General features: G+C 48.6%; 25 protein-coding genes. 13 read left to right on the forward strand and 12 right to left on the reverse strand.

What is annotated here, in order from left to right; genetic code table 11:
- Positions 1-4 precede the first annotated feature (4 nt).
- Genes ICL55_RS27610 through tssD (ICL55_RS27625) form a run of 4 tightly spaced genes read right to left on the reverse strand, consistent with a single transcriptional unit; the run spans position 5 to position 4,782 of the window.
- A complete protein-coding gene (locus tag ICL55_RS27610) occupies positions 5-1,405 on the reverse strand; it encodes a hypothetical protein (RefSeq protein ID WP_188103711.1) in 1,401 nt (466 codons plus the stop codon).
- Positions 1,405-3,216, reverse strand: coding sequence for a type VI secretion system Vgr family protein (locus ICL55_RS27615; protein ID WP_188103713.1), 1,812 nt, complete (start codon positions 3,214-3,216; stop codon positions 1,405-1,407). The genes ICL55_RS27610 and ICL55_RS27615 overlap by 1 nt, the downstream gene beginning before the upstream one ends.
- Positions 3,217-3,261: 45 nt before the next feature.
- Positions 3,262-4,389 carry a hypothetical protein gene (locus ICL55_RS27620; protein WP_188103715.1) on the reverse strand — a complete coding sequence of 376 codons (1,128 nt, stop codon included), beginning with the start codon at positions 4,387-4,389 and terminating at the stop codon, positions 3,262-3,264.
- Between the two features lie 3 nt (positions 4,390-4,392).
- Complete coding sequence (gene tssD / locus ICL55_RS27625; protein ID WP_188103719.1) at positions 4,393-4,782, reverse strand: type VI secretion system tube protein TssD; 390 nt, start codon at positions 4,780-4,782, stop codon at positions 4,393-4,395.
- A 666-nt stretch (positions 4,783-5,448) separates the two neighbouring features.
- Between tssD (ICL55_RS27625) and ICL55_RS27630 the strand changes: the two genes are divergently transcribed.
- The 5 genes from ICL55_RS27630 to ICL55_RS27650 all read left to right on the forward strand — a co-directional run bounded on the left by ICL55_RS27630 (position 5,449) and on the right by ICL55_RS27650 (position 12,045).
- A complete protein-coding gene (locus ICL55_RS27630) occupies positions 5,449-7,905 on the forward strand; it encodes an AAA family ATPase (RefSeq protein WP_188103721.1) in 2,457 nt (818 codons plus the stop codon).
- Between the two features lie 80 nt (positions 7,906-7,985).
- Positions 7,986-8,432 (forward strand): hypothetical protein, encoded by a 447-nt coding sequence (locus tag ICL55_RS27635; RefSeq protein WP_188103723.1) that lies wholly within the window; start codon positions 7,986-7,988, stop codon positions 8,430-8,432.
- Between the two features lie 40 nt (positions 8,433-8,472).
- Entirely contained in the window at positions 8,473-9,852 is a 1,380-nt protein-coding gene (locus ICL55_RS27640; RefSeq protein WP_188103725.1) for a DUF5458 family protein, read from the forward strand.
- A gap of 244 nt (positions 9,853-10,096) precedes the next feature.
- Positions 10,097-10,909, forward strand: coding sequence for a hypothetical protein (locus ICL55_RS27645; RefSeq protein WP_188103727.1), 813 nt, complete (start codon positions 10,097-10,099; stop codon positions 10,907-10,909).
- Positions 10,910-10,920: 11 nt separating this feature from the next.
- Positions 10,921-12,045, forward strand: coding sequence for a lytic transglycosylase domain-containing protein (locus ICL55_RS27650; protein ID WP_188103729.1), 1,125 nt, complete (start codon positions 10,921-10,923; stop codon positions 12,043-12,045).
- Here ICL55_RS27650 and ICL55_RS27655 read toward each other — a convergent pair.
- The 3 genes from ICL55_RS27655 to ICL55_RS27665 all read right to left on the reverse strand — a co-directional run bounded on the left by ICL55_RS27655 (position 11,955) and on the right by ICL55_RS27665 (position 15,348).
- Positions 11,955-13,787 (reverse strand): type VI secretion system baseplate subunit TssF, encoded by a 1,833-nt coding sequence (locus tag ICL55_RS27655; protein WP_188103731.1) that lies wholly within the window; start codon positions 13,785-13,787, stop codon positions 11,955-11,957. The two genes, ICL55_RS27650 and ICL55_RS27655, sit on opposite strands and share 91 nt — an antisense overlap.
- Before the next feature lie 64 nt (positions 13,788-13,851).
- Positions 13,852-14,283 carry a GPW/gp25 family protein gene (locus tag ICL55_RS27660; protein ID WP_188103733.1) on the reverse strand — a complete coding sequence of 144 codons (432 nt, stop codon included), beginning with the start codon at positions 14,281-14,283 and terminating at the stop codon, positions 13,852-13,854.
- A 9-nt stretch (positions 14,284-14,292) separates the two neighbouring features.
- Complete coding sequence (locus tag ICL55_RS27665) at positions 14,293-15,348, reverse strand: PKD domain-containing protein (protein WP_188103734.1); 1,056 nt, start codon at positions 15,346-15,348, stop codon at positions 14,293-14,295.
- 223 nt (positions 15,349-15,571) lie between these two features.
- Here ICL55_RS27665 and ICL55_RS27670 point away from each other — a divergent pair, with 223 nt between their 5' ends.
- The 7 genes from ICL55_RS27670 (at position 15,572) to ICL55_RS27700 (ending at position 21,401) form a co-directional block, all read left to right on the forward strand.
- The gene (locus ICL55_RS27670) at positions 15,572-16,528 is read left to right on the forward strand and encodes a hypothetical protein (protein WP_188103737.1); all 957 of its coding nucleotides are present in this window, start codon (positions 15,572-15,574) and stop codon (positions 16,526-16,528) included.
- A gap of 111 nt (positions 16,529-16,639) precedes the next feature.
- Positions 16,640-17,494: a TssN family type VI secretion system protein gene (locus ICL55_RS27675; RefSeq protein ID WP_188103739.1), complete on the forward strand. Its 855-nt coding sequence runs from the start codon at positions 16,640-16,642 to the stop codon at positions 17,492-17,494.
- A 10-nt stretch (positions 17,495-17,504) separates the two neighbouring features.
- Positions 17,505-18,680: a hypothetical protein gene (locus ICL55_RS27680; protein ID WP_188103741.1), complete on the forward strand. Its 1,176-nt coding sequence runs from the start codon at positions 17,505-17,507 to the stop codon at positions 18,678-18,680.
- Between the two features lie 152 nt (positions 18,681-18,832).
- Complete coding sequence (tssO, locus tag ICL55_RS27685; protein WP_078672121.1) at positions 18,833-19,357, forward strand: type VI secretion system TssO; 525 nt, start codon at positions 18,833-18,835, stop codon at positions 19,355-19,357.
- A gap of 164 nt (positions 19,358-19,521) precedes the next feature.
- Positions 19,522-19,908 carry a type VI secretion system tube protein TssD gene (gene tssD / locus ICL55_RS27690; RefSeq protein ID WP_169224728.1) on the forward strand — a complete coding sequence of 129 codons (387 nt, stop codon included), beginning with the start codon at positions 19,522-19,524 and terminating at the stop codon, positions 19,906-19,908.
- A 415-nt stretch (positions 19,909-20,323) separates the two neighbouring features.
- Positions 20,324-20,779 (forward strand): hypothetical protein, encoded by a 456-nt coding sequence (locus ICL55_RS27695; protein ID WP_188103744.1) that lies wholly within the window; start codon positions 20,324-20,326, stop codon positions 20,777-20,779.
- 244 nt (positions 20,780-21,023) lie between these two features.
- Positions 21,024-21,401, forward strand: coding sequence for a hypothetical protein (locus ICL55_RS27700; protein ID WP_188103746.1), 378 nt, complete (start codon positions 21,024-21,026; stop codon positions 21,399-21,401).
- An 81-nt stretch (positions 21,402-21,482) separates the two neighbouring features.
- Here ICL55_RS27700 and ICL55_RS27705 read toward each other — a convergent pair whose 3' ends face one another.
- Together ICL55_RS27705 and ICL55_RS27710 are read right to left on the reverse strand one after the other, a co-directional pair.
- Positions 21,483-21,923 carry a hypothetical protein gene (locus tag ICL55_RS27705; protein WP_188103748.1) on the reverse strand — a complete coding sequence of 147 codons (441 nt, stop codon included), beginning with the start codon at positions 21,921-21,923 and terminating at the stop codon, positions 21,483-21,485.
- Between the two features lie 180 nt (positions 21,924-22,103).
- A complete protein-coding gene (locus ICL55_RS27710) occupies positions 22,104-22,757 on the reverse strand; it encodes a DUF1349 domain-containing protein (protein ID WP_188103749.1) in 654 nt (217 codons plus the stop codon).
- Between the two features lie 124 nt (positions 22,758-22,881).
- On the opposite strand from ICL55_RS27710, the gene ICL55_RS27715 reads away from it, so the two are divergent.
- Positions 22,882-23,646 (forward strand): response regulator transcription factor, encoded by a 765-nt coding sequence (locus ICL55_RS27715; protein ID WP_188103751.1) that lies wholly within the window; start codon positions 22,882-22,884, stop codon positions 23,644-23,646.
- Here the strand turns inward: ICL55_RS27715 and ICL55_RS27720 are convergent.
- From ICL55_RS27720 to ICL55_RS27730, 3 genes are read right to left on the reverse strand one after another with little or no spacing between them, the layout of a single operon-like run.
- The gene (locus tag ICL55_RS27720; RefSeq protein ID WP_188103753.1) at positions 23,643-24,305 is read right to left on the reverse strand and encodes a Rossmann-fold NAD(P)-binding domain-containing protein; all 663 of its coding nucleotides are present in this window, start codon (positions 24,303-24,305) and stop codon (positions 23,643-23,645) included. The genes ICL55_RS27715 and ICL55_RS27720 overlap by 4 nt on opposite strands.
- A 12-nt stretch (positions 24,306-24,317) precedes the next feature.
- Positions 24,318-25,361 carry an MBL fold metallo-hydrolase gene (locus ICL55_RS27725; RefSeq protein ID WP_188103755.1) on the reverse strand — a complete coding sequence of 348 codons (1,044 nt, stop codon included), beginning with the start codon at positions 25,359-25,361 and terminating at the stop codon, positions 24,318-24,320.
- Positions 25,361-26,938 carry a Na+/H+ antiporter gene (locus ICL55_RS27730; RefSeq protein ID WP_188103757.1) on the reverse strand — a complete coding sequence of 526 codons (1,578 nt, stop codon included), beginning with the start codon at positions 26,936-26,938 and terminating at the stop codon, positions 25,361-25,363. The genes ICL55_RS27725 and ICL55_RS27730 overlap by 1 nt, the downstream gene beginning before the upstream one ends.
- Positions 26,939-26,992: the final 54 nt, after the last annotated feature.

Below are 26,992 nucleotides of genomic sequence, written 5' to 3' on the forward strand. Positions count from 1 at the left end.
AGCCCTATCGTTTTTCTGTGGGGGAGTCGGCTGTTTCTTCCGCTTCTTCTTCCTCTTCGCCCAATTGTGGCTGCATCAGTGACTTGATTTTGGATTTCTTCAGTTTATCCACTTCCGCTTTCCATTCTTTGCCAAATACACGGCTCATGCGTTCATCGATTTCAAGGACGAGCGTAGATTGTTTATTCGTATAGGCGTAATCGTGATAATCTGCCGCCAGGAAACTGTATACAGAAGAAGAGATTTCATCATCCGTCATGGGGATGCCGCATTTGTAGGCCTGTTCCAGCAGGGTGTGATAGCGGCCGCTGTCTTTTCGCCGGCTGAGCTCTACTGCCTGATACCAGGAAGTAGCCGCCTGTGACAGATATTGGTGCTGTTCTGCCAGGGCTGCCTGTTGCAGGAACCATTCGATTGCCGTGCTGTAATTGCGTCGTACCTGGGCATAGGCGCCCTGGTAACCGTATGCCTGGATCAGGAGTGCCAGGCAGGCGTTGTCACCCATTTGTACACCCTGTTTGGCAATACGGGTGGCTTTTTCCAGCAGTAGTGGCAACTGAGGATCACGTTTGAAATTAAACAACATGCCGGCATAAGAAAGATGCGCCGTTACAAAGAGCCCTTTGTTCCCGCTGCGTTGTGTGACTTCCAGCATCCGTTCGCCCCAGTAGTGCAGCCGTTTGATGTCTTTGTCTCTGGCGGCATTGCCCATTTCGAACAGGCATTTGCGATACGCTATTTCCGGATCGTTGGGATTGCCCGCCGTAGCGAGGCGTTGGATGGCATTGGCCAGTTGCAGCGGTACATGAAACGAGATGATTTGTCCGGGAAACGGGCGGTCATTGATCAGCAGATAATCTTTTCCCACATGGTCTACTACGGTAATACGCACGCCTGCCGGAATGCCCAGTTTGAGCAGCCGCGTCAGCCAGTTGGCAAAACTGCGGGTATCGCTCACCTGCCATGGAAGCAGCGATAGCACCAGTGTTTTAGGCTGGTGAGGTAACGCTTCGCGGAAAGATGCTAACAATTGCAGCAGCTGTTTATCCTGTGGTGCGGCGGCCGGCAACTGCCGGAAAGGCGCAGGGTCCCACAACATCGCACTGTCTTTGGTTTCCATTTCCTGGAATAGTGCTGCGCTATTGTCGTAAGTGGTCAGCCAGTCTTTGATGATGGCAGCGCTAAAGGTGTCTTCATCTTCAAATGGCGTCAGGTGTGTTACAAACACTTCGTCCAGTTGGCCATGCGGCGAAGATTCCAGCTTAAAGAAGCCCTCATAGAGTCTCGCTTCTTCCGGTAATATCATGAAGCGGACAAGGCGCAGCGGATCATTCCCGCTGACAGCCTTGCGCCAGTGTGCCTGAATTTTATTAATCTCCAGCGCTATCGGGTTGTGTTCATTCATTAGCAGTTCAGGTTTACCATGCCTCCTTTAATGTCCGTTGTGGTGCCCCCGTCTACCTTAATAGAGGTGCCTTTGATGGATACTTGCGTATTGCCTTCCGTTTCGTGATGGAGAGCGCTCATTTTCATATTGGCAAGGCTTTTCAGCTCGTGCAGGGTGTCGGCGGTCGCGGTTATTTTATCAGCGCCGCTGGTAATTTTATTGGACTCATTATCGACGGTGATTTGGGCCGCTCCTTCCCCGATGATTACTTTTTTGGTGCCTTTCAAATGAATTTCCTTAGACAGGAATTCTATTTGGTTGGGGGCGTCTACCACAATTTTGTCTTCGGTTTTTACGGTGACCAGTGTTTGCGATTTCACTGTGATATTGCCCGATCCGTCCATGATCATGGTACTGCCGTTTTTATCGGTGACGGTCACGCTGCCGGTGTTATCATCGAGCTGTATCAGGTTACCGCTGCGGGTTTTGATAGCTTTCATATTGTTCTGCGCATCGCCGTAGCCACTTTTGGACTTGCCGTTGAACTTACTGCCTAATACAAAAGGCATCTCAGCGTTACCTCCTTCAAAGCCGATCACTACTTCTTCGCCTACTTCCGGTACAAAGTGAAAACCGGTACCACCTCCGGCGGCCGGTGATGCCTGGCGTATCCAGGGGCTCATGTCATTTTGTTGCTGCCAGAAGAACTGCACCCTTACGCGGCCGAGTTTTTCCGGATCGTTGTTGTCCTTTACGATGGCGCTCTGCATATCTGCTTTCGGCACCAGGTGGGGATTACTGTAGGGGGGCACTTTTACATCAGCCGGAATAGCGGTAAAAGAACAGTGATAGTTGCCGGGCGTGCTGGCATAGTGCGTTGCCGAGATAACGGTGTAGGCACTTTGTCCGGTATCGCTGGCGATGTTGATCTGCTGTCCGGGCATGACCGGCAGTTCGCTGATGCCGCTTACCCGAACAAACGCTGCTGCGTTGACTTTGTTCTGTACCTCCTTTACCTGCTTCAGTTCATCCTGTGTATAACCGTGATGCACAAACGTTTGTTTCTGGGAAGAAGAACTGTACAGGTCATCTGACGCAGCGGAAGAAAGGTGCATCAGCGGATGGGAGCCGGCGTCCGCTTTCTGCGATTTTTCGCTCAGGGGAGAGGCTTTCATCATATCGTACGATACATAGTTAATCCGTTGCGGTGTTACGGCAGCAACGGTTTTTAGCTGATGAAGCGTCACGTTTTTGGTGAGTTTCACTTCGTTTTTCTGGGTGTCGCCAATGACGAGGGCGCTGCCATCGTAATACATCCATTCGCCGTAGCGGGCGGAGATACGCACGAGGAAATCGAAGTCCGTCTCGTTATATTGTACGCAATAGGGGAGGGTGCCTTTATGAGCGGGCACCACCTGTGTCTTCAACAGGCCGGAGCTGGCATCCTGCAGGGCGCCCTGCATCACCTGTTGCAGGGATTTCTGATAGAAGGAGGTGCTCTGCGGAACATCGTCCAGCAGAATGGTGGGACTGACGCCTGAAACCTGAAAACCGATCGCCGCGCCATCTTCCTCGATGACGGCCATACTGGTGATCAGGCCTTTAAAGCGGAAGTTGTCGAAGTTGATGGAGATGCCTTTACCAATATATTTTTCGATGATTCCCTGTTGATAGGAGAGGTTGCTGCTCAGGCTACCGGGGCGCCACAGGAAGCTGAAGTAATGGTGGCTGCCGATGGCCTGTTCCAGCGTCACATTTTTAAACTCCACCGGTCCGGCATAGCCTTCAATGCCTATTGTTGACTTATTCAGAAATTTATCGTCACCCATAGTATTCAGGTTTAAGAATTTTTGTCAATGAATGCATACTTGTGGTCAGTCTTTCGGGTTGACTTTGATCACGCCTATTTTTTGAAAATCGATATCACCGCCTTTGACGTCTTCTACATGCATGTAGATAAAATATTTGTAGGGCTGCCCGGAAGCGTCCCTGGGGTTGGGGTCGAAGTTGCTGGTATAATTGCGGGTCAGTGATCCCGGAAGGGTTTTGTTGCGCCAGGATTGCTGATAGGCGTCTTCTGTGAGATAGAGGCCTACGAACTCCGTGCCCCAGTGCCTGTTATAGGCGTCCAGCATTCTGGCGAGGGGGCCGTATCCGCCACCTTGTTCGGGAGGGGCCTCTTGCGCCATGTTGATATTGTCCAGGTCTGCCTCTTTGAATTTATCGTTGCCCATGATGTCCAGCAGTTGCGTGGCGCCGGGTACGTAGTCGATGCCGGGGAAGTTGCCTTCACCTGCTTTTTTGCTGCTCAGGTCGGCCATGATTTCACCGGGATTTCCGGCCAGTACCCCTTTTACGAGGTCTCTTTCTTTGAACAACCCTTTATAGATATCATGTGCGCCGCTGAAGCGTTGAATACCCTTTCTGAACTTCATGAGGTTTACACCCACCGGCGCCTTGGTGAACTCCTTTATTTTATCTTGCACGGCAGCTGTTGTTTTGTCCTTCAGGAATCCGATGTCCCGGTTGATCTGCCTGTCTATGTCAGGGGCGGTATGCAGCCGGTAACGGGAAAGACTATCTGTTGCGGAGGCCGTCTGTGTTTTGTTTTCCGCTATGGTCGGCCACATAAAGGTGACCATCCTGCCGAATTGTATATCGAGTATGAAGGTGCCTACCTCCTGCACATATACGCCCAGCAGGTTGTTTTGCAGCTGGCAGTAGATGTGGGAGGCGGGTATAAGTGTTTTGGTGAGTCCGGCATTATGCAATACTACTGGCAGATGATAGGCCATGGCCGTTAGTCCCTGGTTGAGCCGTTGTTGCTCCGCTTTACTGAACTGGATGTCTGTGTTGGCATTGGTCAGAAAGCTTTCGTTATACCATTTTTGGTGATCACGTTGTTCCAGGTGTTCGCCCATATGGATATCCGCCAGGGTACGTTGCAGCGCCAGCAGGATAAAGCGGGCCACCACTTTGATATTTTCGGGGATATGCTCCATGGCTTAGTCCTCCCATTTTCTTTTATAAGCGACGTTACCGATTTTAAGTTCTCTTGCGGAGATCACGATGTGGGTGATCATGGGGCTGCTGCCGGAGTGATGGTAACTTTCATGAAACTGTACGCAGATGCCTTCCGTGAATTCCACGGTGCGGAGGCTGGAGTCATGATCGCGGCGTTTGAAAACGATGGTGCCGTCGCGTTTTTCCTCCGGGGAGATCATCCATTGTACCAGGTCGGTATCGCGGGCCGATTCCAATACCAGGGAGATGGTCCCGCCGCGGGGCATGGTGCTGGGTTTGCCGATGGCGTCAGTCCCCTGGGAGAAACCATAATTACATTCCAGTACATTGGCTGACTTTCCGCCTATAATCAGTTCTGCCTTAAAAGACATAAAAAAGTATTTTTTTAGTGTTAACAATCCGGTTATCCTATGGCTATACGCAAATAGACACAGGCATAACAGGTGATATACGAAATTTATATGGTCGTTGTGATCCTACTGTTGTAACAGGTAAATGGCGCGGTCCTATGAAAGATAATGGTGACGCATGTTTCCGGGCAAAAGGTCCTTGTGACGGGTCTCTGGTTCATGGATGCTGAAAGGTTTTTCTCTTTTCAATAAAGGTTGTACGAAAATAAATATTCTCGTGCATAAATCGTGTAAGTAAGATGATTTATTTTCGATCATGAATAATGTCTTTACCTATTTAATTGGTAGACATCCTTTCGATGTCCGGGATACTTTTTTTGTCGAATAAAAAATTTATGTATTAATTTTATGTTTAAAATAATTTTTGATTTTAATGAGATGAGATAGCAGTAGATCGTTTGTAATGTATACTGGTATTGTGTTTCTGGAAACTTCAAAAGCGTATACTGATAGGTGTTACCCCCATAGTAAATATTTATGAAAAAGATAATGTTAGCCTCTGGTAAGAATTTCTTGCAGATTGAATTTTATGTAAATGTTTTCGCAGTATCTTTACCCAACTGCTTTTGTTAAGCAGCTGCGTTGTTGTAACTGTTAACTTGATTAGAAAAACCTTGAATCATCCAAATGACCCTTTCAACATTGACCATATTCAGCGTTGAACTGCAATCCGCCATCCGGATTGCGCAAGCAATTGCAAAAGATCATCATCATGTGCAGTATGCCCCTGCGCACCTGCTCCGTGCAGCCATGCATAAGGAAGTAGGGCTGGCGCCCCTATTGCATCAGATGAATATAGACGTATACTATCTGGAAGAATGGGCCGAAGTCAGGCTGGATGAGTTACCCCGTACATCCCGCACTGTAGATGACATAGAACCCGATGATGCTGCTGCGGCAGTATTGCAGGAAGCCCTCAGTATAGCCCAGGAAGCCGATAAACCGGAAACAGATGCCTGGAGCCTGCTGATTGCGTTATGTACCCCCGGCGTGGGCTTTTCCTACGAACAATTAAAATCGTTCCCCTTTACCCGTGATCAGCTCATTGCTGCCAGCCAGCAAGGTCGCAGCAAACCCGACAATACCGCCAACGGTAAAACGACCACAGCGGCCATTAAACCGGCCTCGCTGAAGTACGTGTACCGGATGACAGACCCGCAACTGTTGCAGACCTATCACCCGGTCATCGGCAGAGATGGCGACATACGCGCATTGTCGGAGGTGCTTACCCGTAAGGACCGCGCCAGCGTATTGATCATCGGCGAAGGCGGCGTAGGCAAAACGGCGCTCGTGGAAGGACTGGCCCGTGCCATCGCACAAAAGCAGGTGCCGCTGCAGTTACAGCAATCCGATATATATGCCCTCGACTACGGCGCTTTTATTGCCGGGGCCGCCTATAAAAATGAACTGGAAGACAGACTGCTTCAGATCATTCAGCAGCTCAAACAAACGGGCAGGCATATACTCTTTATAGATAATCTTCATACCCTTCTCGATAAACAATCCGGCGGCGGCATGGCCAACGTCATCAAGGCTGCGCTGGGAAAAGGTGAGATCATCCTCATCGGGACCACCACCCCGGAAGGTTTCCGTAAACTCATTGAGCCGGACGCTATTCTGCGCCATCGATTTGAAACCATCACCCTGGGAGAGCCGGATGAAACACAGGCTGTCAGGATGATGAGCGCCGTAGTGCCCGTGTATGAAAGCTTTTATCAGTTGCAGGTGCCCCCCGATGCCACCCGTGAGGCTATACGCCTCTCCCGGCGTTACCTGAAAGAACGTTGCCTGCCAGACAGCGCTATCAACCTGCTGGACCGTACCATGGCCGCTATCCGCGCTATGCAGGACACAGGCGCTCCACTGTTGCTCTCCCTGCGGGAAGAGCTGGAAACGCTGCGTGGTAAGGAAGACTTACAAAGTGAAGACCTGCACTGGTTTTACCGGCAACTGACTGACAGACTGGGCGCACTGTTGACCGGTAAATTGCAGATAGAAACAGAACTGAACAAAGTAACGGATACCAACACGCTGCTGGATGCCCTGCAACAGCTGCTGGACCAGCTGGCCGATGTGGTGTCCGTGCAACATAAGACCGTAACACCTGTTGATCTGGCTACGATGATAGCCGGCATGACAGGCGTACCGCTGGGCAAAATCCAGTCACAGGAAAGAGAACGCCTCGTGGCCATGGACCTGCACCTGCGTAAAAGAGTAGTAGGACAGGACCACGCACTGAAAGCGGTGTCTGACGCCATTCTGGAGTCACGCTCCGGCCTCAGCAGACCCGGACAGCCCATCGGTTCTTTCTTCCTCCTCGGACCTACCGGTACCGGTAAAACGGAGCTGGCGAAATCCCTGGCAGACTTCTTGTTCCAGGACGAGCGTTGCATGATCCGCTTCGATATGTCCGAGTTTAAAGAAGAACATGCGGCAGCCCTGTTGTATGGCGCGCCTCCGGGATATGTGGGATATGAGGAAGGCGGCCTGCTGGTGAACAAAATACGGCAACAACCCTACGCAGTAGTATTATTCGATGAGATAGAAAAAGCCCATCCATCTGTATTTGATATCTTCTTACAGATCATGGACGAGGGTAAATTACACGACAGACTGGGAAAAACCGGGGACTTCTCCAATGCGCTGGTGCTCTTTACCTCTAATATCGGTAGCGACGCCATCGCCACTTCTTTTGAGCAAGGTGTGATCCCGCCGTCACAACAACTGATGGAACTGATGACGCGTCACTTCAGGCCGGAGTTCCTCGGCAGGCTGACGGAGATCGTTCCTTTCGGACCTATCCGGCAGGAAAACGTAGAGAAGATATTTGATATTCATCTGCAACATCTGCTGCAATTGTTGCAACAACAACAGATCACGCTGACGGTTACACCGGCAGCCCGGCAACATCTCGCGATGATGGGCTATTCGCCCCGTTATGGCGCCCGCCCGCTGCGGGAGGTGATCCGTGGCCAGCTCCGCAAACCACTGTCACGTATGATCATCGACGGCAGCCTCAGCAAGGATATGTCAGTAACGCTCGACCTCAAAGAAGATAAACTGGATTGGTCTATCCACAAGTAAAAAACCTCAAACAATAAAAAGGGACAGGGAATAGATCCCCCGGCCCTTTACTAATTTGGAAAATCTCAAAATGTTTTGTTATGAATGACAACTACGGAATTGGTGGCACAGAAGTCAAACTGGACGCCAATGAAGCCATTGCGGAAATATCGCATAACCGTACATTGTTTGCTGAAAAACTCACCCAGCAAGCACCTGTAAAGCCTGAAATTGTGGAAGGGCTGACTTCCGTGGAAGCCGTTTTTGAACACTTCAAGCCCAGCCTCAATGTAAGCTTTCATGATGCTGAGGGCCGTCCGGTGCCGGAAAAACTGCAATTCCACCACCTCGGCGATTTTGGCGTGAAAGGTATCACCGAACAAAGCGCTTTCCTCAACGACCTCGCCACAGAGAAAGAGCAATACCTGAAAATCATGAAAAACCTGAAGACCAACAAGATCCTTAAACAGGCACTCGCAGATCCGGAGGCAAGACAGGCCATGCTGAACGCTATACGCGGCATGCTGAAAGACCTGAACACAAAATAGTTAAACGGTTCCCCTATCCCGGAACATAATATCATTTCTTATGGCAGAATTACAGAAAAACGAGGAGTTGCAGGACCTGCAAAACGCAGGGCAACAGGCTGCAGCCAAACCAGAAGTTAACCTCGCCCAAAATATTGAGAGTCTGGTCAAATACGGCGGCTTCGATCTTATTGAAGCAGCCGTGGAAGGCGCCCAGAACCTCAACCCTGAACGCAAAGCACGCCGTAATATCTTCCTCACGGAAGCTGGTAAAAAATCAGAGAGGGATAAACTCAGAAAAACACTGTCACTCTGGGAAAAAGTGCTCTCTGAAGCTACAGAACTGCCGGAAATGGTGGACTTCTGTAATGAACACGCCGCCGAAGCAGAACAAGTGCTGAACAAAAACCTCGGCGAAGCAGTGGAAGGTACCCGCGAACTGGAACAGGCTTACCGTAACGTTGCCCTGTTCTTCAAAAATACCGAGTCCGACAAAGTGAAGAATATCTCCTTCATCAATGTGGAACTCGAACAACTGAAAGATCTCGATAACACCCGCTTTATCGACGCTATCCGCGAAGAACTGGTGGCCAACTACGACCGCCTTGATCTGCGTGATAACTACAGCTTGTTGGTTATCCCGGGTTATCTTGGGTCCAACAAGGTGCTGGAAAAATGGGCTAAAATAGCACATGAAAACAAGGCCATGCTGGTGACAGACTTCGCTCACCTCGACGCTCCGGACGACGTAATGGAGATGTTTGAACTGGCCAACCTCACCGGTGGCGAAATACATCGCTCCAACGTGATCATGTCCTGTAACTGGCTCGTTGGCCGCGGCAAATTCGATGAAGTAGGAGAGGACGATAACCTCTATGTGCCGCCTTCCGGCGCACTCGCAGGTAAAATCTACAAAACACTCATGTCTCAGGTAACAGCCGGTAAAAAATTCGGTGGCATGAATGAAGTAGATGGCGTACGCTTCGAACTGAAGAAAAGCGAAATCGCCAGCCTCGAAAAAATGGGCCTCGTTCCCATGGTGAAAGAATACGGTAAGGTAATGGCCTTCAGTGCCAAGACACTGTTCAACGGCGATAACCTCGGTCTGCAGACTTACTCTGTCGTACGTGTGTTCGACTTCGTGACCAAAGTGCTGATGGACTTCCTGAACCGCCGCGCTTTTGAAAACTTCAATGCCAATACCCGTAAAGACCTCATGAAGCAGATCATCCGCTTCCTCGATGGTATTACCGGTCCGGACAAACTGATCGAAGATTTCAACATACGTCGTTTTGAACAGGACCCTATTCAGAAAGATCGTATCCACCTGGATATTCACCTGAAGCCTTACTTCCCTGCCAAAAACTTCCTGATTAAAATGGAAGGCCAGAAAGGAGATGATGCGGCTGAGTGGGATACTACCTATGAACAGGATAAATAATCAGTCCAACTGATTACAGGCTGGCAGTGATCATCGTTGAACAAACCGGCAACGACCTGTACAACGTTGATCATTGCGGCATAACATAATTTTATTTCGGTTGTTTCTCAGGTAGATAAACAACCTGAGAGCCAACTCAACGTTAAGTGTAAATACAATGAAAGCGGTGCGCAGTATTTTATTTTGTTTGTTAATTGGAACGGCCCCCACAGCGATGGCACAGCAAATCGGAAGAACCGATACTGTGCTGACAAAAAGAGGCGCTTCTACCCTTATTACCAGCGGATCCCCTATCACCACGTTCCAGATCGGTGATGGAAAAAATACAGACTATGATTACCGGATCGTAGACGGAAACATGGCGGTAGTAAGAGCAGTCACAGCATCTCCCAAGCCTACCAATCTGATTGTCCGTGAAGGAGACAATATTCACTACATGATCCTCACCTATCGTGAGAATGCAGACTTGTCCAAACTGAAGTATGTGTTGTCAAGGAAACAGGCGGGTGGAAAAGAAACCGCTATGGCCGGCACTCCTGAGCCCAGGCATGGCGACAAGGATTCTGGTAATAAGAACCAGACGTCCTTTAAACTGCCTGACGAAGATGACAGCGCTCCACTGATCAGTGTGGATACCGTTACAGTAAGTGATCTGGCGGAAGATTTCAAAAAGGACAGCAAAGTCAATCACAACTACGAAGTGAAAATTGACGGTGTAAGCCTTGGTTATGCCAAAGCGATGACGCTCAGTTCGCTGAACTACTTCTGTTTCCATATCCGTAACAAAAACAAGGACCCGTACGAGTTTGTAAAGGCTACGCTGATACACAAAGAGAAAAAGGATACAGCCGTGCTGCATACCATGCCGCTGCTGTATAAGAAAGGTCCTGCTGCGATTGAAGCCCATGGCGAAGCACAGGAAGTATTTGTAGTGCCTTCCAGAACTTTCAAAAAAGAAGACGAGATCATCATCGTACTGGAACCTGCTGAAAACAAGCCGCAACTGGTGCTGTATGTGCCTGCGAGTACATTGCCCAAATATATGTTGACAAAATAGGAAAACGTGTCATGAGACGCTGGTATCTTATAGGGTTGTTTGTCTGCCTTCTCACTGTTCCGGCTATGGCGCAGCAGGTTGACTTCTGCGGCGAAGTGGTGCCAATGGAGCGGGACTTTGTGTCGTTCCGGCTTATGGACGTCATTAAAAGGAATCTTCGTTACCAGGGATATCTGCCGGCACTTCGTTCCAAGGCGGAGATGTATTTTCCGGTGATAGAACCTATTCTGCAACAGTATCAGGTGCCACTGGACTTTAAATACCTGCCTATTGTGGAGAGCGGCCTTACCAACGCCACGTCTCCGGTAGGGGCGCAGGGCGTATGGCAGATAATGCCGGGTACCGCCGCAGAACTGGGGTTAACCGTTGCCGGCAGTTACGATGAACGTAATCACCTGATAAAGGCCACCCATGCCGCCTGCCGGCTGATACGGATGTTGCATGATCAGCTACAGTCCTGGACCCTGGCCGCTGCAGCCTATAACTGCGGCGCAGGCAATATCTCCAAAAACATCCGCCGGCAGGGTAGTCGTGATTATTATCAGCTGATGCTGAATAATGAAACGGCGCAGTATATCTACAAAATCATCGCTATCAAACAGCTGTTTGAAAGCCCTGAGCTATACCTGCCAGGGTTTGGTTATAATGTCTTTGCCAAAAGCGACAGCAAAGGCTCCGTGTTTGCCAATCCGCAAACGCCGCCTCCCGGTAATATTCAGGATTTTAATACCATTCGCATCAACATCGGCAAAAAAGCGTTGCCGAAACAATCCACCACCGTATATACTGCCCGTTTGCAGACCAACACCGCTTTTCACGACGGAGAGCTGGTGAGTATTCATATGCTGGACAACATGCAGGCCAATGGCGTGTATGTGGGACGTAATGCCAGTTTATCGGGCAAAGGCTGGATTGTCAGCAACCGGGTGTATGTGGACCTCGGCTTTGGGAATACCGTGGTGCTTTGCGCTACAGATGGTAAAAAAGGGGTGCCGCTCGATCTGTTAAAGACCGGCGGCGAAGTAAGGTTGCTGAATACAGATAATCACATCAGTACATCGTTAATGAATACACGGAATGGGAATGTATTGGCAGACTTTTCTTCCAGCTGGAGCAGCAATTCCTCTTTTAAATAATGCAGATTGGCAGATGGGTATTTAGCGATGGACTGTTGTAGTTGCAGCTTAATATCCATAGTCCTTACATAACCCGCATTGCCGCCGGGTTGCAGGCTTACGCCTTTAGTTACGCCGGCTGCCTTCAGCTCCTTGCCGAAAATAGTGCGGCATAATGCTTTGATATCTTCCGGCGTCACAATCCTGTTGTGCGACAACAAGTGGGAACGATACAGATTGATTTTCTCATCAATGTTCAACCGGTCTTTGCCGCCTTGTGTATTGGTCAGCAGGGTAATGCTGCCTGGTTTGGTTTGTATGCTGCCATATTCCAGCAGTTTGCTGCCCATGCGGATATTATTGGCAGCAGTGCCGTTGGTGGAGTAAAATTCAATGAAGATATAAGCGGCATTTTCTTTCGGCTTCACCATCACATAGGGAATATTTCCTTTGTTGGAACCGGGTTGCAGCTGTTCTTCCAGCGAAGCGATCAGCTGGTGCAGTTCCCGCATGCGATTGGTGACGTAGTCATTTTTTACTTCTTCGAACAGCGAGCTTTCATCCCGTATCACTTCCATGAGATAGGCGATCACTTCTTTGGCCTCGCGGGTATCGAACCGGCCGATGCCGCTACTGCGGACTACCAGTTCTCCTTCCTGCATCTGGCCTGCTGTGGCGAAGTTGCGGACATAGTAATCTGTTCCTTCCAGGTCGTATACTCTTTTGATATCGAAGAAAATATCCGGTGTCTGGAGGGGGATAATATTGAGATAACGGTTCAGTTTCAGTGACTGTTCGTTGTTTTTTTTGTTGATAACAGGGAAACAGTTGATGCTGCAATAGAGATCTTCCAGCAGCGTATGATGCAGTGCTTCCGGGAATTCGATACGGATCCACTGTACTTCTTTCTGTAGCTTTTCTGCTTCCTGCCCGAAGGTGCTGACCAGCATCGCAGGCAGCGGGCTTGCACCTGTCTTATGGGTACGTGTATCCGTAATCGTGAGGAAGTGTTTGCGGAACCGTTGCAGAATATGCTGGCTGTAGCGGGCGTTGGTATCTACAGCCACTTCCACCATTCTTTCTATTTCTTCCTCGTCAACAGGGCGGCTGTGGTGATAGCCGGCTTTTACGGTCACCTCTGTATCGTTAATGAAAAAGCGCGCCAATGGCAGGTAGTGATAGAACATCTCCTGCTGGTGGACATTGCGCAGGTCAAAGAAGAATGACATGCCTTCGTAACTGAGGTTGGCATCTTCGAGCGAGAGTCCCAGCCACAGGTGATTAGGTGCCGCGTCCGGCAGGGTATGGCCCTGGAGGATTTGTTCTTTGAACCAGTTGTCGCGGGTTTCGTATAGTTTGCTGCCGATGCCCAGGTATTGCACATGGCCTTTAAAGAGGCGGTGTGTGGTGACTGGCGAAAAGAAAAGGTCCTGGCTGTTATGCCCGGCTTTGGTATGGTGATAGAATTGATGATCGGCCTGAATATCGGCGGAAGTTTCGGTAGACATGGCATGGAGGATACCAAAGGCAGGCTGGCTGCTGGTGATAGGTTCCGGCATCATGATCTGGGCCAGCCTTTCCACGAGGCGGGCGTGTGAAACATCTACTTCGCCTGATATTTTTTCCAGTTCGCTGGCACAGGCTTCCAGCAGGAGTTGTACGATGGGGTCAAAAGAAGTTTCCACTTCCGCGTCGGGGTATCCCCACAGGCGGGCAGCGGTTTTCAGCATACGGTCCTTTATCCGCTCTTTTTTTTCTTTCATGTATCAGGTAGTTGCACGCAAAGGCGCTATGGAGCGCGAAAGCGCAAAGATTTTTAGACAGTTGTTAATCGTACGACAGTGGGCTGATATAAAAGTAGCTGGTGTACTGGAAGGGGTTGTTGTTTTTGGCCAGTGTACCACTAACGGTGACCCGTATCTTTTTTTTCATCTTACGGGCGGGCGCCAGCATCAGCTCTTCCTGATTGACGGCCGCTACCACACGTATCTGTGCCAGTCGTTTTTCGTACCGTAGTACCGCCGTTTTAACGGCGTTTTCTATTTGTTCCTTCACCTCGTTGTTAGAGGCTTTGATATCAAAATCACTGTCCCACCACTGACAACCGTACTGGGGGTCGTCTTTATTTTCCCCCAGTACAGTAGTGATCAGCAGGTGAATATGTTGTGCTACGGATTCTTCCAGGTTGACAGCCGGCACGTCTTTCTTTTGCAGCAGCTGGGAGAAGTCCATGGGTAGCTTATAATATTTTCCTTTCATGGAAATCGATTAAAAAATACCCAGTAATTTTTTCCGGTCGTACATGATCCTGATCTCTTTCACGCATCCGTTGGCGTCTTTGACCAGGTTCACTTTTTCTATTTTGAATTTCTTTTTGCCGTATATGCGTGAGCAGAAGTGGGCAAAGTTATCTGTTTCCTTATCGTTGAGCAGTACACGGGCCGACAGGTTGTCGCACAGGTACTTGGAGAAATCGCCGGCGCTTTTTTGTTTGGTCGTCACCTGTGTGAGCATGAACAGGAATTCGTCATCGGCCACTGCCGGTGCGGTGGGGCCTTTGGGTTTTTCCGGCTCCACAGTGGGTGGTGGTGGCGGCGGTGGTGTGAATCCCGGATCGGGGGTGGGGTCCACGGCCTGCGGCCTTGCGGGGAAGACCGTGATACGTTTCATCACCATGTGGGCGGTGTCGCCATTGACGATCAGTGACAGGGTCCTTTCGCCTGGTGAGGAGAACGTGTAGGTGACGGCTGACTGCGAGTGGGCCTCAGCGTTATCCTGCAGGAGGCGCCAGGTCCAGCTGTGTGCGCCGGGTGTTTTATTGGAGAAGGTGACCGGTCTGCCGGCAAACACTTCACCGGGGCCGTCGATAACGGGGAAGATATCCGGGTGTGCTTCTGTTGGGGCCGTTGGCGCGGCGACGATAATGATTTCCTTGTTCCAGGCGCATTTGCCGGCAATCAGGGTGATCATGTAGCTGCCGGGTTTGTTGAAGGAGTGGTATACCTGTGCGCCGGTTTGCCGGGCAGAGGAGTCGCCAAATTCCCAGGAGAAGGTATTCCTTTTTTTATCCTTGTTATCGGCATTGAAGGTAATGACTTCGCCTACCGTGTAGGCTTTGCCGGAAGTATGTTGTTTGTTACTGAGAACGATGTCTGTGGTGGTGCAGTCTTCCTTTGAGTCCAGCTGGAATGCCAGCAGTACGACGCTGATCAGGAATAAGCCAAAGAAAGTCCACAGTACCATGGGGTCAACATGACTGGCAATTTTACCAAAGGGTCTGAACGAATTTACCTTGTGTTCATTTTCGGGTTTACGGGGGGCCATTGGTTTTTCAGGTTTTACAATTTCAGATCCACAATTTTAGTGTTTTTTTGGATAACTTGCCTATGTAGCCGCAGCGTTTTTTCTTTTTTCAAAAATTGAGTCACATATAAATGTAATATATTATTTTTGGGGCAGATAGTTAGCCCGGATAACCATAGGAACAGTTGAGATTAGATAGTTATGCTAACGACGACGAGCCCGAAAAACCTAAAATAGTAACCTCATGGTAAACAACGCCCAGAAAGCGGTGGTATTGGAAGAAGTGATCACACATGTTGCGGAATTCCCTTATGATGTAAGGGCGGAGGTGGTGGTGGGCGAACTGCTGGACAATCAGGTACGCAGGGAAGAAGTGGTGGTACAGCTAAAGAACGTGTTTACCCGATCATTTAATAAAGATATTCTTCATGTAAAACTGGATGACAGTCAGCCATATCAACCGTATATGGTGATGTCGCTATCACGGGATGGCATATATGACCGTTTGCCGGAGGGTTTGTTTCATGAATTCTCGGAGCAGCGTAAAACGCGGGGAACGGTGGATATGGTGGCCCGTTATAAGCGGCAGCAGCAGGAAGAGTTGCAGGCGCGGCGTTTTTTTCAGCCCCTGGAGAACGAGTTTTTTCTGCAGCGGGTATTTCTGGAGCAGCGGGAAAAGCATTTGTTGTTTGATGTGTTTGGTAAAGATGCCGACATGTTGTTCAGCCAGTTCTGGGATTTGCCTGAGGGGCTGCCTGGCGCTGCGGCCAACAGGCTGGTGAAGCTGTTACCATATATGCATCGTATAGCCGGCAACTACCGTATGATCCGGCTTTGCCTGCAGCTGGTGCTGGAGCAGGATGTGGAGATCAGTGTAGATCATACGCCGCAGGCTGTACGAACAGAGACCGGCGTACCGCTCGGCGAATGGCGGTTAGGAGTGGATAGTATGGTGGGGCAGGTATTTTATACAGATATGCCTAAGGCTACGGTGACCATCGGTCCGCTGCAACGCCAACGGGTATATGACTACCTGCCGTGGCAGCCTTATGGCCGCCTGCTGGAAACCTGCTATGGTTACCTTTTTGCGGCAGATATGGATATCAACACTGTACTAGTGCCTGATCCGGCCGACAAAAAGAAGACCCTTTCCGATCAGCAGGTGGAAGATGGACTGATGGGATATAATTTTTTCCTGTAGCCACTTTTTTATGCTGATGTGGAATTATTTTTGTTAACATTGTTAATGCGTAAAAAACGCTGTTATGTTAAAAACCCAAAAAAAAGAAAAACCTGACATACCAGAAGAGCTATGAGATACACCGCTAAATTCTATTTGATGCTGGCCGGCGTTATGGCCATAGGATCTATCATAGTGGCTTTGCTCAGCAGATACATTAAAAATTTCAGTCTTTTTAAAAAGAAGGCACTGTTGTATTTAGCATGTATGACGCTGATCTTTGCCGTGATTAGTTCCATCCCTTTCCTATTTACCCACAAGAACCTCATGGACCAGTATCTTTTTTATCAGGTATGGTTTCTCGGGCTGGGTATATTGCACTGTCACTTTATGTATACCCGCTTCTGGGCCAACGAAACGACGCTGGGGTCTGAACTGGCGTTTATTGTCGCGATCTGGTTGTTTGGAGGTGTCGGATTTGTACTGGTGAACCGTTTTCTTGACAAGGACGCGTTTCTTTATTACCCCATGCTCACCAGTATGTTTTCCTTTGTGTTGCCCACCTTTGTTTATAAAACCTTTGAGAGGATGATGGCTATTCCGGTGAAGGTGCACCGGTGGTGGCAATATCCCATGTATAAAGAGGTGCCGGAGGTAAATGACGACGATATGCGTGATTTGATCGTGATAGGGCTGGAAATGGAGAAAGGGAAGGCTGACCGTAACCGGACCTATTTCAGGGCCCGTACGCCCATTAAAATGGACCTGGGCGACCTGTTTTATCATTTCATCAATGACTATAACGACCGTTATCCGAATACGCCGATTGATTTTGTGGACGATAACGGGCAAGCCTATGGCTGGGTGTTCCACCTGAAGCCGAGGTGGTTTGGCGCTGCCAAAACACTGGATCCTCAGAAGGCCGTGTTTATGAATGGGATCAAAGAGAACAGCGTGATCATTTGCAACAGAATTATGTTATCCTAAACGTATTATTATGGCCGAGCCATTGAAACATTTTCCCGTGAACTGGGTGGACGGGATGAAGATAAAGAAGCAGCATTTTATCGATACTGAAAATGCGATGCTGGACCAGATCAGGGATGCGCTTGCCTGTGGTGTAAACGCCCTTAATTATGGTTTGTTGCCGCCGAAAGCAGAACATAAAGAATCGCTGCGTTGCTGGTTTGTGACCGATAACCAGCACCTGTGGCGGATAAAACTGACAGAATGCAGGGCGATAACCCCCGGTGGCGCCCGTATAGAGATACCGGAGCATACCGTGCATTCGTTGCGTTATGCCACCACTTTCCCGGAAGCTACCTACACCTGGGAGCCGGAACATACGGAAAGTACCTATTATGTGTTGATACAGATCAATCCATTTAACCGGCAACCGAGCGGTGAGCCATTGCTGGAAGAAGAGCCGCCACGCCTGCCATATGCCACGCCTGAATACAGCCTGTACGTATTGCCTGCCTCTCAACTGCCACAGGGACAGCTGGGCAGCTATCAGGCCGTGCTGGCCAAGATAACGGTAACGGACGGACGGCCGCAGATGGATGATGATTATATTCCGCCATGCAGTATTGTTGTTGCGCATCCGGCCCTTATCGACCTGTATCACGAACTCGATCAGTTCCTTGGACAAATGGAACTGTACGGTGTGCATATTGTACAGAAGATCTATGGCCGCAACCAGAATAATGACCTGGCACTGGTAGTATTGTACATTACGGAGAAAATGGTGCAGTTCCTCGGAACGCGTATCACCCAGTTCCGCTGGCTGGCACTGAATCAGCCGCCGGCACAGATGCTGGAGGTCATAGCCGGACTGGCGCGCACCATGAAAAATGCGATCGATCAGCGTGCCGGCGCGGGCAAGGAAGAACTGCTCAATTACCTGTCTGAATGGTGTGAACTGCGACAGGGTGAACTGGAAAACCTGATGATCAATTGCGCCAATATCCGTTATAAACACCTGGACGTACGGGAATGCCTGCAACCCATGATTCCGTTTGTACGGGCGGTGAATAAACTCTTTGAAAGCCTCAGCAGGCTGGATTACATTGGCCGCAAGCAGGACAGCAATATTTTTGTGAAAGAAGAATCTGCAGAAGATTCCGAATACCTGCGTAAACATAAAACCAAACGCTGGTTCTTTACAGATTGATAATAATAGTTGCAGGCTTTTGGCAGACAGCTTTTGGTGTACTCATTAACCGGGTAGTTGAATGAGTTTCGCCGGAAGCTGCGTCCAGAGCCAGCAACTATCTGCGATATTAAATTTATCTAAACCAATAACAGCTTAAAGCTCAGATTCGTATGCAAGTATTAAACAAGCAGGAGAGAACAGCTTCCTTCTTATGGTTCCTGTTATTTTTTGTGGTCACGGTAGCACTGTTTGTGCTGGCCATCTTTTTTAATTATCAGGTGCCATCCAGGGAAAATGCATCCCTTCGCAAGGAGTTGACCGCTTTCCGCCAGGAACAGGCGTTCCAGGCAGAGTTCCTGCAGAAGCTGGACAAAGTGAAACATAACCTCGACTCTATCAATCTCCCTAACCAGAATGCCAATTATATGGACCAGGTAATAGCCGGTTCACTGGCAGAGATGCGTAATTCCATTCCAAAAGATGTGGTAACACATTATGCGTTATATGACAATATCGTGCAGGCATGTCTGTCATTGCAGCAAACCAAACAACAGCTGCGTGAATTGCAGAATGCACAGCAAAATATCGCAGGACTGAAAGAGCAGGTGCTGGACCTGACCAGCAAGCTGGAAAGCAAAAGCAGGGACCTTGATAACTGCCGCCAGATGATGCTGCTTAATAGCCGCGCTCACTAACGACGGTGGATAACCGTTTTGTTCCGCATAAAAATTATTTGTTAATACTAAAAAAGTAGTTAGGATCGTTGACTGAAACAAAAAATTGACTTATATTTGAAGCTCATACTTTTTCCTTTTTAATAGGTATTTTTCTTTATTGTAACCTTAAAAATTAACCCGACATGTCCTTCAAGTCAATTTTCACAGTTAACGGAGAGAACTACAATGTTCAACACGTCTCCTACGACCTCAGCCAGGAAACAGATGCAACAGGCCGCCCTTCAGCGATCACTCGCGGCGGACGCATCAGAATGACCGTAGAGTCAACTGGTAAAACAGAACTCTTTGAGTGGATGGTAAACAACTTTGAAAGAAAAGATGGTACCGTTACTTTCTACAAAAGAGACACTGATTCCAAACTGAAAACGTTGGAATTTAAAGAAGGTTACCTGGTTAAGTTTGAAGAGTCTTTCGACTACGAAAACAAAAACCCAATGGTCATCACCTTCACCATTTCCGCCCGTGAAATTAGCATGGGTAATGCAAAACATGTTAATGAATGGGTGTGATAAACTCCAGACATTATTGAATTAGCAGGAGGGGCTTTCGTAAGAAAGCCCCTTTATATTTTAGACGCATGTGTGGCGATTCGGCTTATCATGTTGCTGCGGATATGCTGCGTGTATGCTTTGTTTTAAGTTGTACGGCGCCTGTCTGCTACGCTGCCGCGGAGATGTTTATTGTGCGTGCCTGATGCTAAGTTGCACTAAGTCCATTTGTCACGTTACTGCGAACAGGTTGCGGTTTGTGTGTATGCCTCGTGTGAAGTTATCTTGAGCCAGCCTGACCTTTGTTACGAAGGGCGTATGACAGTTAGCGTGCCTGCCTTGTATATTAAGTTGCCTTCAGCCTGTGTGTTTTTGGTAACTGCGGAAACGGCAGGAAAGCAGCAGGAAAAAGTGTAATTATTGTGTATATTTCTGTATGACCTATATACCACTATCAGAAAAAGATATACTGGACCTGCTGCATCAATTCGAATCCTGTACGCTGCCTAAGGCTGAATGGACACACGAAGCGCATCTTGTTGTGGCGATAGCTTATAACGTGCTTTATGGCCGTGTGGAAGCGCTCGGGCGAGCGAGGAAAAACATCATCCGTTATAATGAAGCGGTGAATACTCCCAATACGGACCATAGTGGCTATCATGAAACGATCACGTGTTTTTGGATATGGCTGACAGATTGCTTTTTGAAGACGCAGGAGGATAAGTCGATAGTAATGGTATGTAACGCGTTTATGCGTTCACGTTATACTTATAAACGGATGCCGTTGCATTATTATAGCAGTTCACTCCTCTTTTCAACGACGGCAAGGAAAGCTCTTGTGGAACCTGATTTATCTCCCCTTATTATGACGAACATAACCATTGAAAATTAATTCAGATATGGGTAGCGGTTATTATGACTGAAGGGAGGTGTTGCCTGTAATTGGCTGCTGCAGCTTGTTTACGGGTATTAATATGGACGAAGTATACACAATCTGTGTATCTGTTAACCCGGTATGCCTCGCCTGTTCCTGGTTTCTTTTGGCTGCATAACTTGCATGAATACAGGTGTTTAGGTGTATTGCGAATGACTTTGGTATGTCAATTGCAAAATGTTGATTAACCAAAACTGATGTTATGAAGTCAATGCTTAAAATTGTTGGCCTACTGCTGTTAACCGTTTTTTTGTTTGCCTCCTGTAGCAAAAATACTGACCCTGCAGATGTTGATATTTTTGCCGGAACATTTAGAGGAAAGATCACTTACAGAGATGGAGAAAGGAATATCACACAGGACAATGGAAGTGTGTTTGTAACAAAGGTGGGTACACGTTATGATTTCAGATTCTCTGATGCCATTCCTGATCTTACCGGTGTTGAATTTGAGAGAAAAGATGATAATACGATGGTGAATATAGGGTCGTCCGGAACGGGTGTGATTACCATCAATAAAGATAAACTGGTGATTGGATTTACAAGAAATAACCAGGTATGGGGAGCAGATTGTACGAGATAGGTTTCCGCGTAATAGTCAACAAACAGAAGCAGCCGGGCAATAGATCATGCCGGCTGCTTTTTGTTGGCACTGTGACCGAATTTATTTGATATTGTTATTGATGTGTACCTGCGCATAATGATCATCTCTCGGTTCACTTGGATGATAATCTTTTGCGTTGATCGTAACGGTGTCGTATTTGGTGGTGATGGTCAGTGAAAAGTCGTCCGATTTGAGATGGATGGCAGAAAAAACAATTGTTCCAGCTCCTTTTTCAATGAATGTTTTTCTGGTAAGCATGCCCGTCCTGACCTCGGTGTCCCAGTCTGTTTTTTTGCCATTTTCGTCCAGTAGCCCGTCTTTTCCTACACTACCGCCCACCATCAGGAATGGCTCTTTCGTGCCTGCGCGAAGCTCATATTTTACCTCTAATAATTCCGGTTTGGGAGGTGGGGCAACGGGTGGTTCAATGGGGGCTACTTTGTCATTTTTTTTACAAGCCACTGCGAGGGCCAGTGCTGACAGTAATAGATACTTTTTCATGGTTACCTTGGATTGTGGTGATAGGTTTGGTTGTGATACTTCTTCACTCACCGAAATTATGCCAGAACAGTGCTATGTTTCCATGTGTGCCCATAAATCCGGAGCTGGATAAGATGCCATCGAATGTTTCGTTAAACATGAAGGCTTCAGGCAATATTGCCTGAAGCCTTTTTGCACTCGTTATTTTTCGGCATTTTGCTGCAGCCAGTTTAGTCTTCGTTGATCGGGGAGGTGTGTAACGCTGAAGTTTTCAAACTTCGCCTGAAATCCTTTTCCATCGGGTGATGCAGCCATGAGGCCAATCATCACGGGATGATTGTCTTTTAAAGGAGCGTTGCGGGTCATTACGTAATGCTTGTCATCGTAGGAGTAATAGATCTCCACGGCGTCCAGTCTCCTGACGGCCTTGATCCAGATGAAAGGCGGTGTTTTGTCCAGTGGCAGTACGCTCCAGTCGCTGGTTTGGTTGGTGACCACCGTGCTTACATTAAACTTGCCGTCGTAGAACTCTACGCCGGTTTTGATGTAGTGTTCCTGGTCAATCCTGATCATCATTCCCATCTGATCAAACCGTGCCTGGTAGTCGCCGGTCAACTTTACTTTCGCTTCAAATTCACCACCGTAGGTTGCGTAATAGAAAGGCGCGTCATCTACTGTAAAACCATAATGTGATATACGCCAGTAATCCGTCTGGGGGGTAACAAACATAGACAGGGCGTTTTGTTTTACTTCCCATTTGGCCGGCTCATTGAACCACTGCATTTTCTCCAGCGACTGCGCTGAAAGCGTGTGCAACACAGACATCATCCACACACTCAGAATAAGTTTCTTCATACGGTATTTAAAATTTGAATCGGTTTCCGTTGGTGATTATTAACCATGTAAAATATATACCTTCGCAAAGGTAAATCCCTGTAAATGAATGGGCAATGGTTAAAAATAACCATATTTACTTATCATGAACATACTGGATACGCTCAATGACTATTTGCTGCTGCAGACATTTGATGACAGCGATGCATCCGTGAAACTTTCCCGGTCACAAATGATAGCGCAGGTGTATGCGCAGATGGAAAATTCCGTCAGCGTGTTAAGTGATCTGAAAAGCAATAAAAGTTACATCTATACCGGTGGAGTAGCTGCAACGCTGGGCATCGAACAATCGGCGGGCATGAAAGAAATCGGGTCTATCTGGGAGGAAGACATTCTCCGGAAAATACAGGAAGAAGACCTGATAGAGAAATACGCGCTGGAGCTGCGCTTTTTTCATCTGCTGAAAAGCCTCCCTGTAGCGGAAAGATCGGATTATCAGCTGGTGAGCAATATTCGCATGCGCGATAAACGAAACACCTATGTAGCGGTAAAACACCGTATGTTTTATATTCAGAGTACGGAAGATGGCAGCATCTGGCTGGCGCTATGTCTGTATAATCTTTCATTTGAAGCCGGTGCAGCAGCGGCGTATCAGGGATCGATCGTCAATACTAAAACGGGAGAAACGATTGGTGACGACGAGTATCAGGTGGATGACATCCTGACCAGCCGGGAGAAAGATGTGTTGCTGCTGATCAAGAAAGGGAAAAAGAGCAGGGATATTGCGGCGCTGCTTTCCATCAGCGTTAACACGGTGCACCGCCACCGGCAGAATATCCTGGAGAAACTGCATGTGGCTAATTCTATGGAAGCCTGCAGGATGGCGGAGTCACTAAAGTTGATCAGTTAACTTTCCTTTGCGAGGGCAGCGATGTCTTTGACTTCTAGAATTTTTTTAGAATAGCCATGGATGGTAACATTGATCATGGCCTTTCCTACTTCTTCCAGCGTAAGGAAATAATTGGGGAAGATACTTCTGAGGAAGTATAAGAAACTCAGCATTTTGTAAAGTGTCTTCAGGTTCTTCGCTCCCGGGGTAGCTTTCATAAACGCCGGACGGAAATTGTAAGCCGCTTTAAACGGAAGTTTTGTGAGATCGTTTTCTGTTTTCCCTTTCACGCGTGCCCACATTACTTTTCCTTTTTCGGAGCTATCTGTGCCTGCACCGGAAACGTAACAGAAGGTCATGCCCGGATTGACGGCTGCCAGGCTGCCGGCGAAGTTTAGTGTAAGCGTATAGGTGACAGCGTAGTACGCCGCCTCTTTCATGCCAACAGATGAAACGCCGAGACAGAAGTAACAGGCGTCATATCCTTTCAGCTGGTCCACGATAGGAGAGATGTCGCTGAAATTGTTGTGGAGGACCTCCATTACCTTGGGATGCACAAACCCTGACGGTTTGCGGTTGATCAGCAGGATTTTTTCTACGTTGGGATTGGCGATACACTCCTGCATCACGCCTTCCCCCACCATGCCGGTGGCCCCGGTTATGATCACTTTCAGTTTCATGGACGACAGTTGTTATGGGTGTGATAATTTCTCCCACCATTTTTCCCAGACTTTGCCGGGCTGGCTGAGATCTACTTTTTCTCCGATTTGTGGTGTAATGGCTGGTATGTGGGCAGCTTCCGCAAGTAGGGTAGTCTGATGGAGCGGTTCATACCACGGATGTTGCGCCAGTTTGAATTTGGAATTGTGTACCGGCATAAAGGCCGCTGCTTTCAGTTCCCCTGCTTCTTTGACCACTTCATTCGGGAGCGAATGGATATAAGGCCATCGCTCGTTGTATTGTCCGCATTCCAGTATGGCGAGGTCGAAGGGGCCGAAGCGTTCTCCGATCTCTTTGAACTGGGGGCCGTAGCCGCTGTCGCCGCCGAGGAAAAGCTTCTTAGTGGGTGTTTGTAATACGTAGGAGGTCCACAGAGAGATGTTCCTGTTAAAGAGCCTGCCGGAGAAATGTCGTGCAGGCGTTAGCGTTACATGGAAGCCTTCGAATGGCGTGATGCTTTCGTACCAGTTCTTTTCTGTCAGTTTACTTTTATCCCAGCCCCAGTATTCAAAATGTTGCGCTACACCCAATCCGCAAATCACTTTTCCTACTTTCGGCTGCAGTTGTTGTATGGTCGAATAGTCCAGATGGTCCCAGTGATCATGGGAAATCAGCAACAGGTCTATGTCCGGGAGGTCATCGACCTGGTAGTGATTGGAGCCGGGAAAGGCTTTTACTGATCCTCTTACCGGTGAGGCGTTGCCGCTGAAAACCGGATCTACCAGCAGTTTTTTTCCATCTACCTGTATAAAATAGGAGCTATGTCCAAACCAGACCAGCACATTTTCTTCGGGGCGAAGGTGTTTTAGGTCTGTGGTGACAAATGGAATAGGTGATGTTGGCTCCGTGTCTGTATGTTTACCAAAGAAATGCCAGAGCACTTTAAACATATTTTGTCCTTCTACCAGCGCCGGTGTGGGGATCTGGTTTTGGAACTGTCCGTTTTTATAATTGGGAAGCGTGTTGAAATATGCTTTCCGCTGTATGTCCGGCGCCTGGCCGTATTTTTTCTTCATTAATCCAGTTTTAATTTTTCTTCTTCCAGATCGATGTGATGCAGGAATTTCCTGACGATCTCTTCATCTATCTGTTCTTCGGTCTTATTCTTATTTAGCAGAAAATTGCGTTGTTCTTCGAGTATTTTTTTATAGATCGATTTGACGTTCTCGGGGAGGGCTACTGTTTTATTGAATTGCAGCTGGTTTTGCCATTGGAGTGCCTGTTGTTGCAGATGGAGGTTCTGTTCCATGTCTGCCGGGTGATTCTGTTGCAGATAGGTGAGTGATGTACGGGCCAGCTCTTCTCTGATCATGGTTTCTGTTTCGTCTTCCGGCAGGTGGTCATGAAAATCCGGGAGCTTTACTTTTTTGATCAGCAAAGGAAGTGTTAAACCCTGCAGGACCAGCGTTACGAGAATGACGATAAAGGTGATGTACAATATCAGGTTACGCTGGGGAAAGAGTACGCCGTTGTTGAAAGCTATGGGGATAGACAGCGCAGCTGCCAGGGACACCACGCCCCGCATGCCGGTCCATCCGAGGAGGAGTGGCGCTTTGAAGCCGGGGTTTCTGTCGGCCACGGTAATGAAACGTCCGGCAACGACCGTGGTGATAGCTGCTCCATAACCTGCCAGCAGTCTGCCGACGATCAGGGTGGCGGTGATTAAAAGCCCGTAGCCGGTAGCCTGATAGAAGCTGATACCTTCCGCTTTGAGGCCTGCCGTTATCTCGGGCAGGTCCAGGCCGATGAGGATAAAGACCAGTCCGTTCAACAGGAAGACCAGGCTTTGCCAGACGGTCTCTGTTCTTAAACGCGAAGTGCCGCTTAAAAAGCGGTGTCTGTGATAGGAGAGGAAAAGGCCGCCACTTACCACGGCGAGCACGCCGGACGCATGGGCTGCTTCAGCGCCGATGTACATGGCATAAGGCGTGACGAGGGTGAGGATGACGTCCATGTTGACATCGGTGGGGAGTAATTTATGGGCTTTGATGAAAATGAATCCGATCAGCAGACCGATGGCCACGCCGCCGACAACCATCCACACGAAGGTGAAGGCCGCCTTGTAGAGTATGAACTGGCCGGTGGCTACGGCCACCATGGCGAAGCGCATAATGATCAGGGAAGAGGCGTCGTTGAGCAGGCTTTCTCCTTCCAGTATGGAAGCCATTCTTTTGGGTACTTTGACGAATTTCAGGATGGCGCTGGCGCTCACCGCATCCGGCGGGGAGACGATGCCTCCCAACAGGAAACCCAGTGCCAGCGAGAATCCGGGGATGAACGCATTGGCCACCAATGCCACCGAGATGGCGGTGAGGAATACCACTACAAAGGCGAAGCTGCCGATGATCCTCCGCCAGTGCCAGAGCTCTTTCCAGGAATTGGCCCAGGCGGCTTCATACAACAGCGGAGGAAGGAAAATAATAAAAATCAGTTCGGGATCTATTTTGAGGACCGGGATACCGGGGATGAAACTGACGGCTAGTCCTGCCAGTACGAGCAGTACAGGGTAAGCCACTTTGATCCGGTTGCCCAGCATGATTAATAACACTATCAAAACGATGATGGCCAAATAAAAGGGGAAATGTTCGAGCATGCGGCGTGTATAGTTAAAGGTTGATTAAAGCACTCTCCGGAATATGATTACATA

Source organism: Chitinophaga varians, assembly GCF_014529945.1.
Classification (GTDB): domain Bacteria; phylum Bacteroidota; class Bacteroidia; order Chitinophagales; family Chitinophagaceae; genus Chitinophaga; species Chitinophaga varians.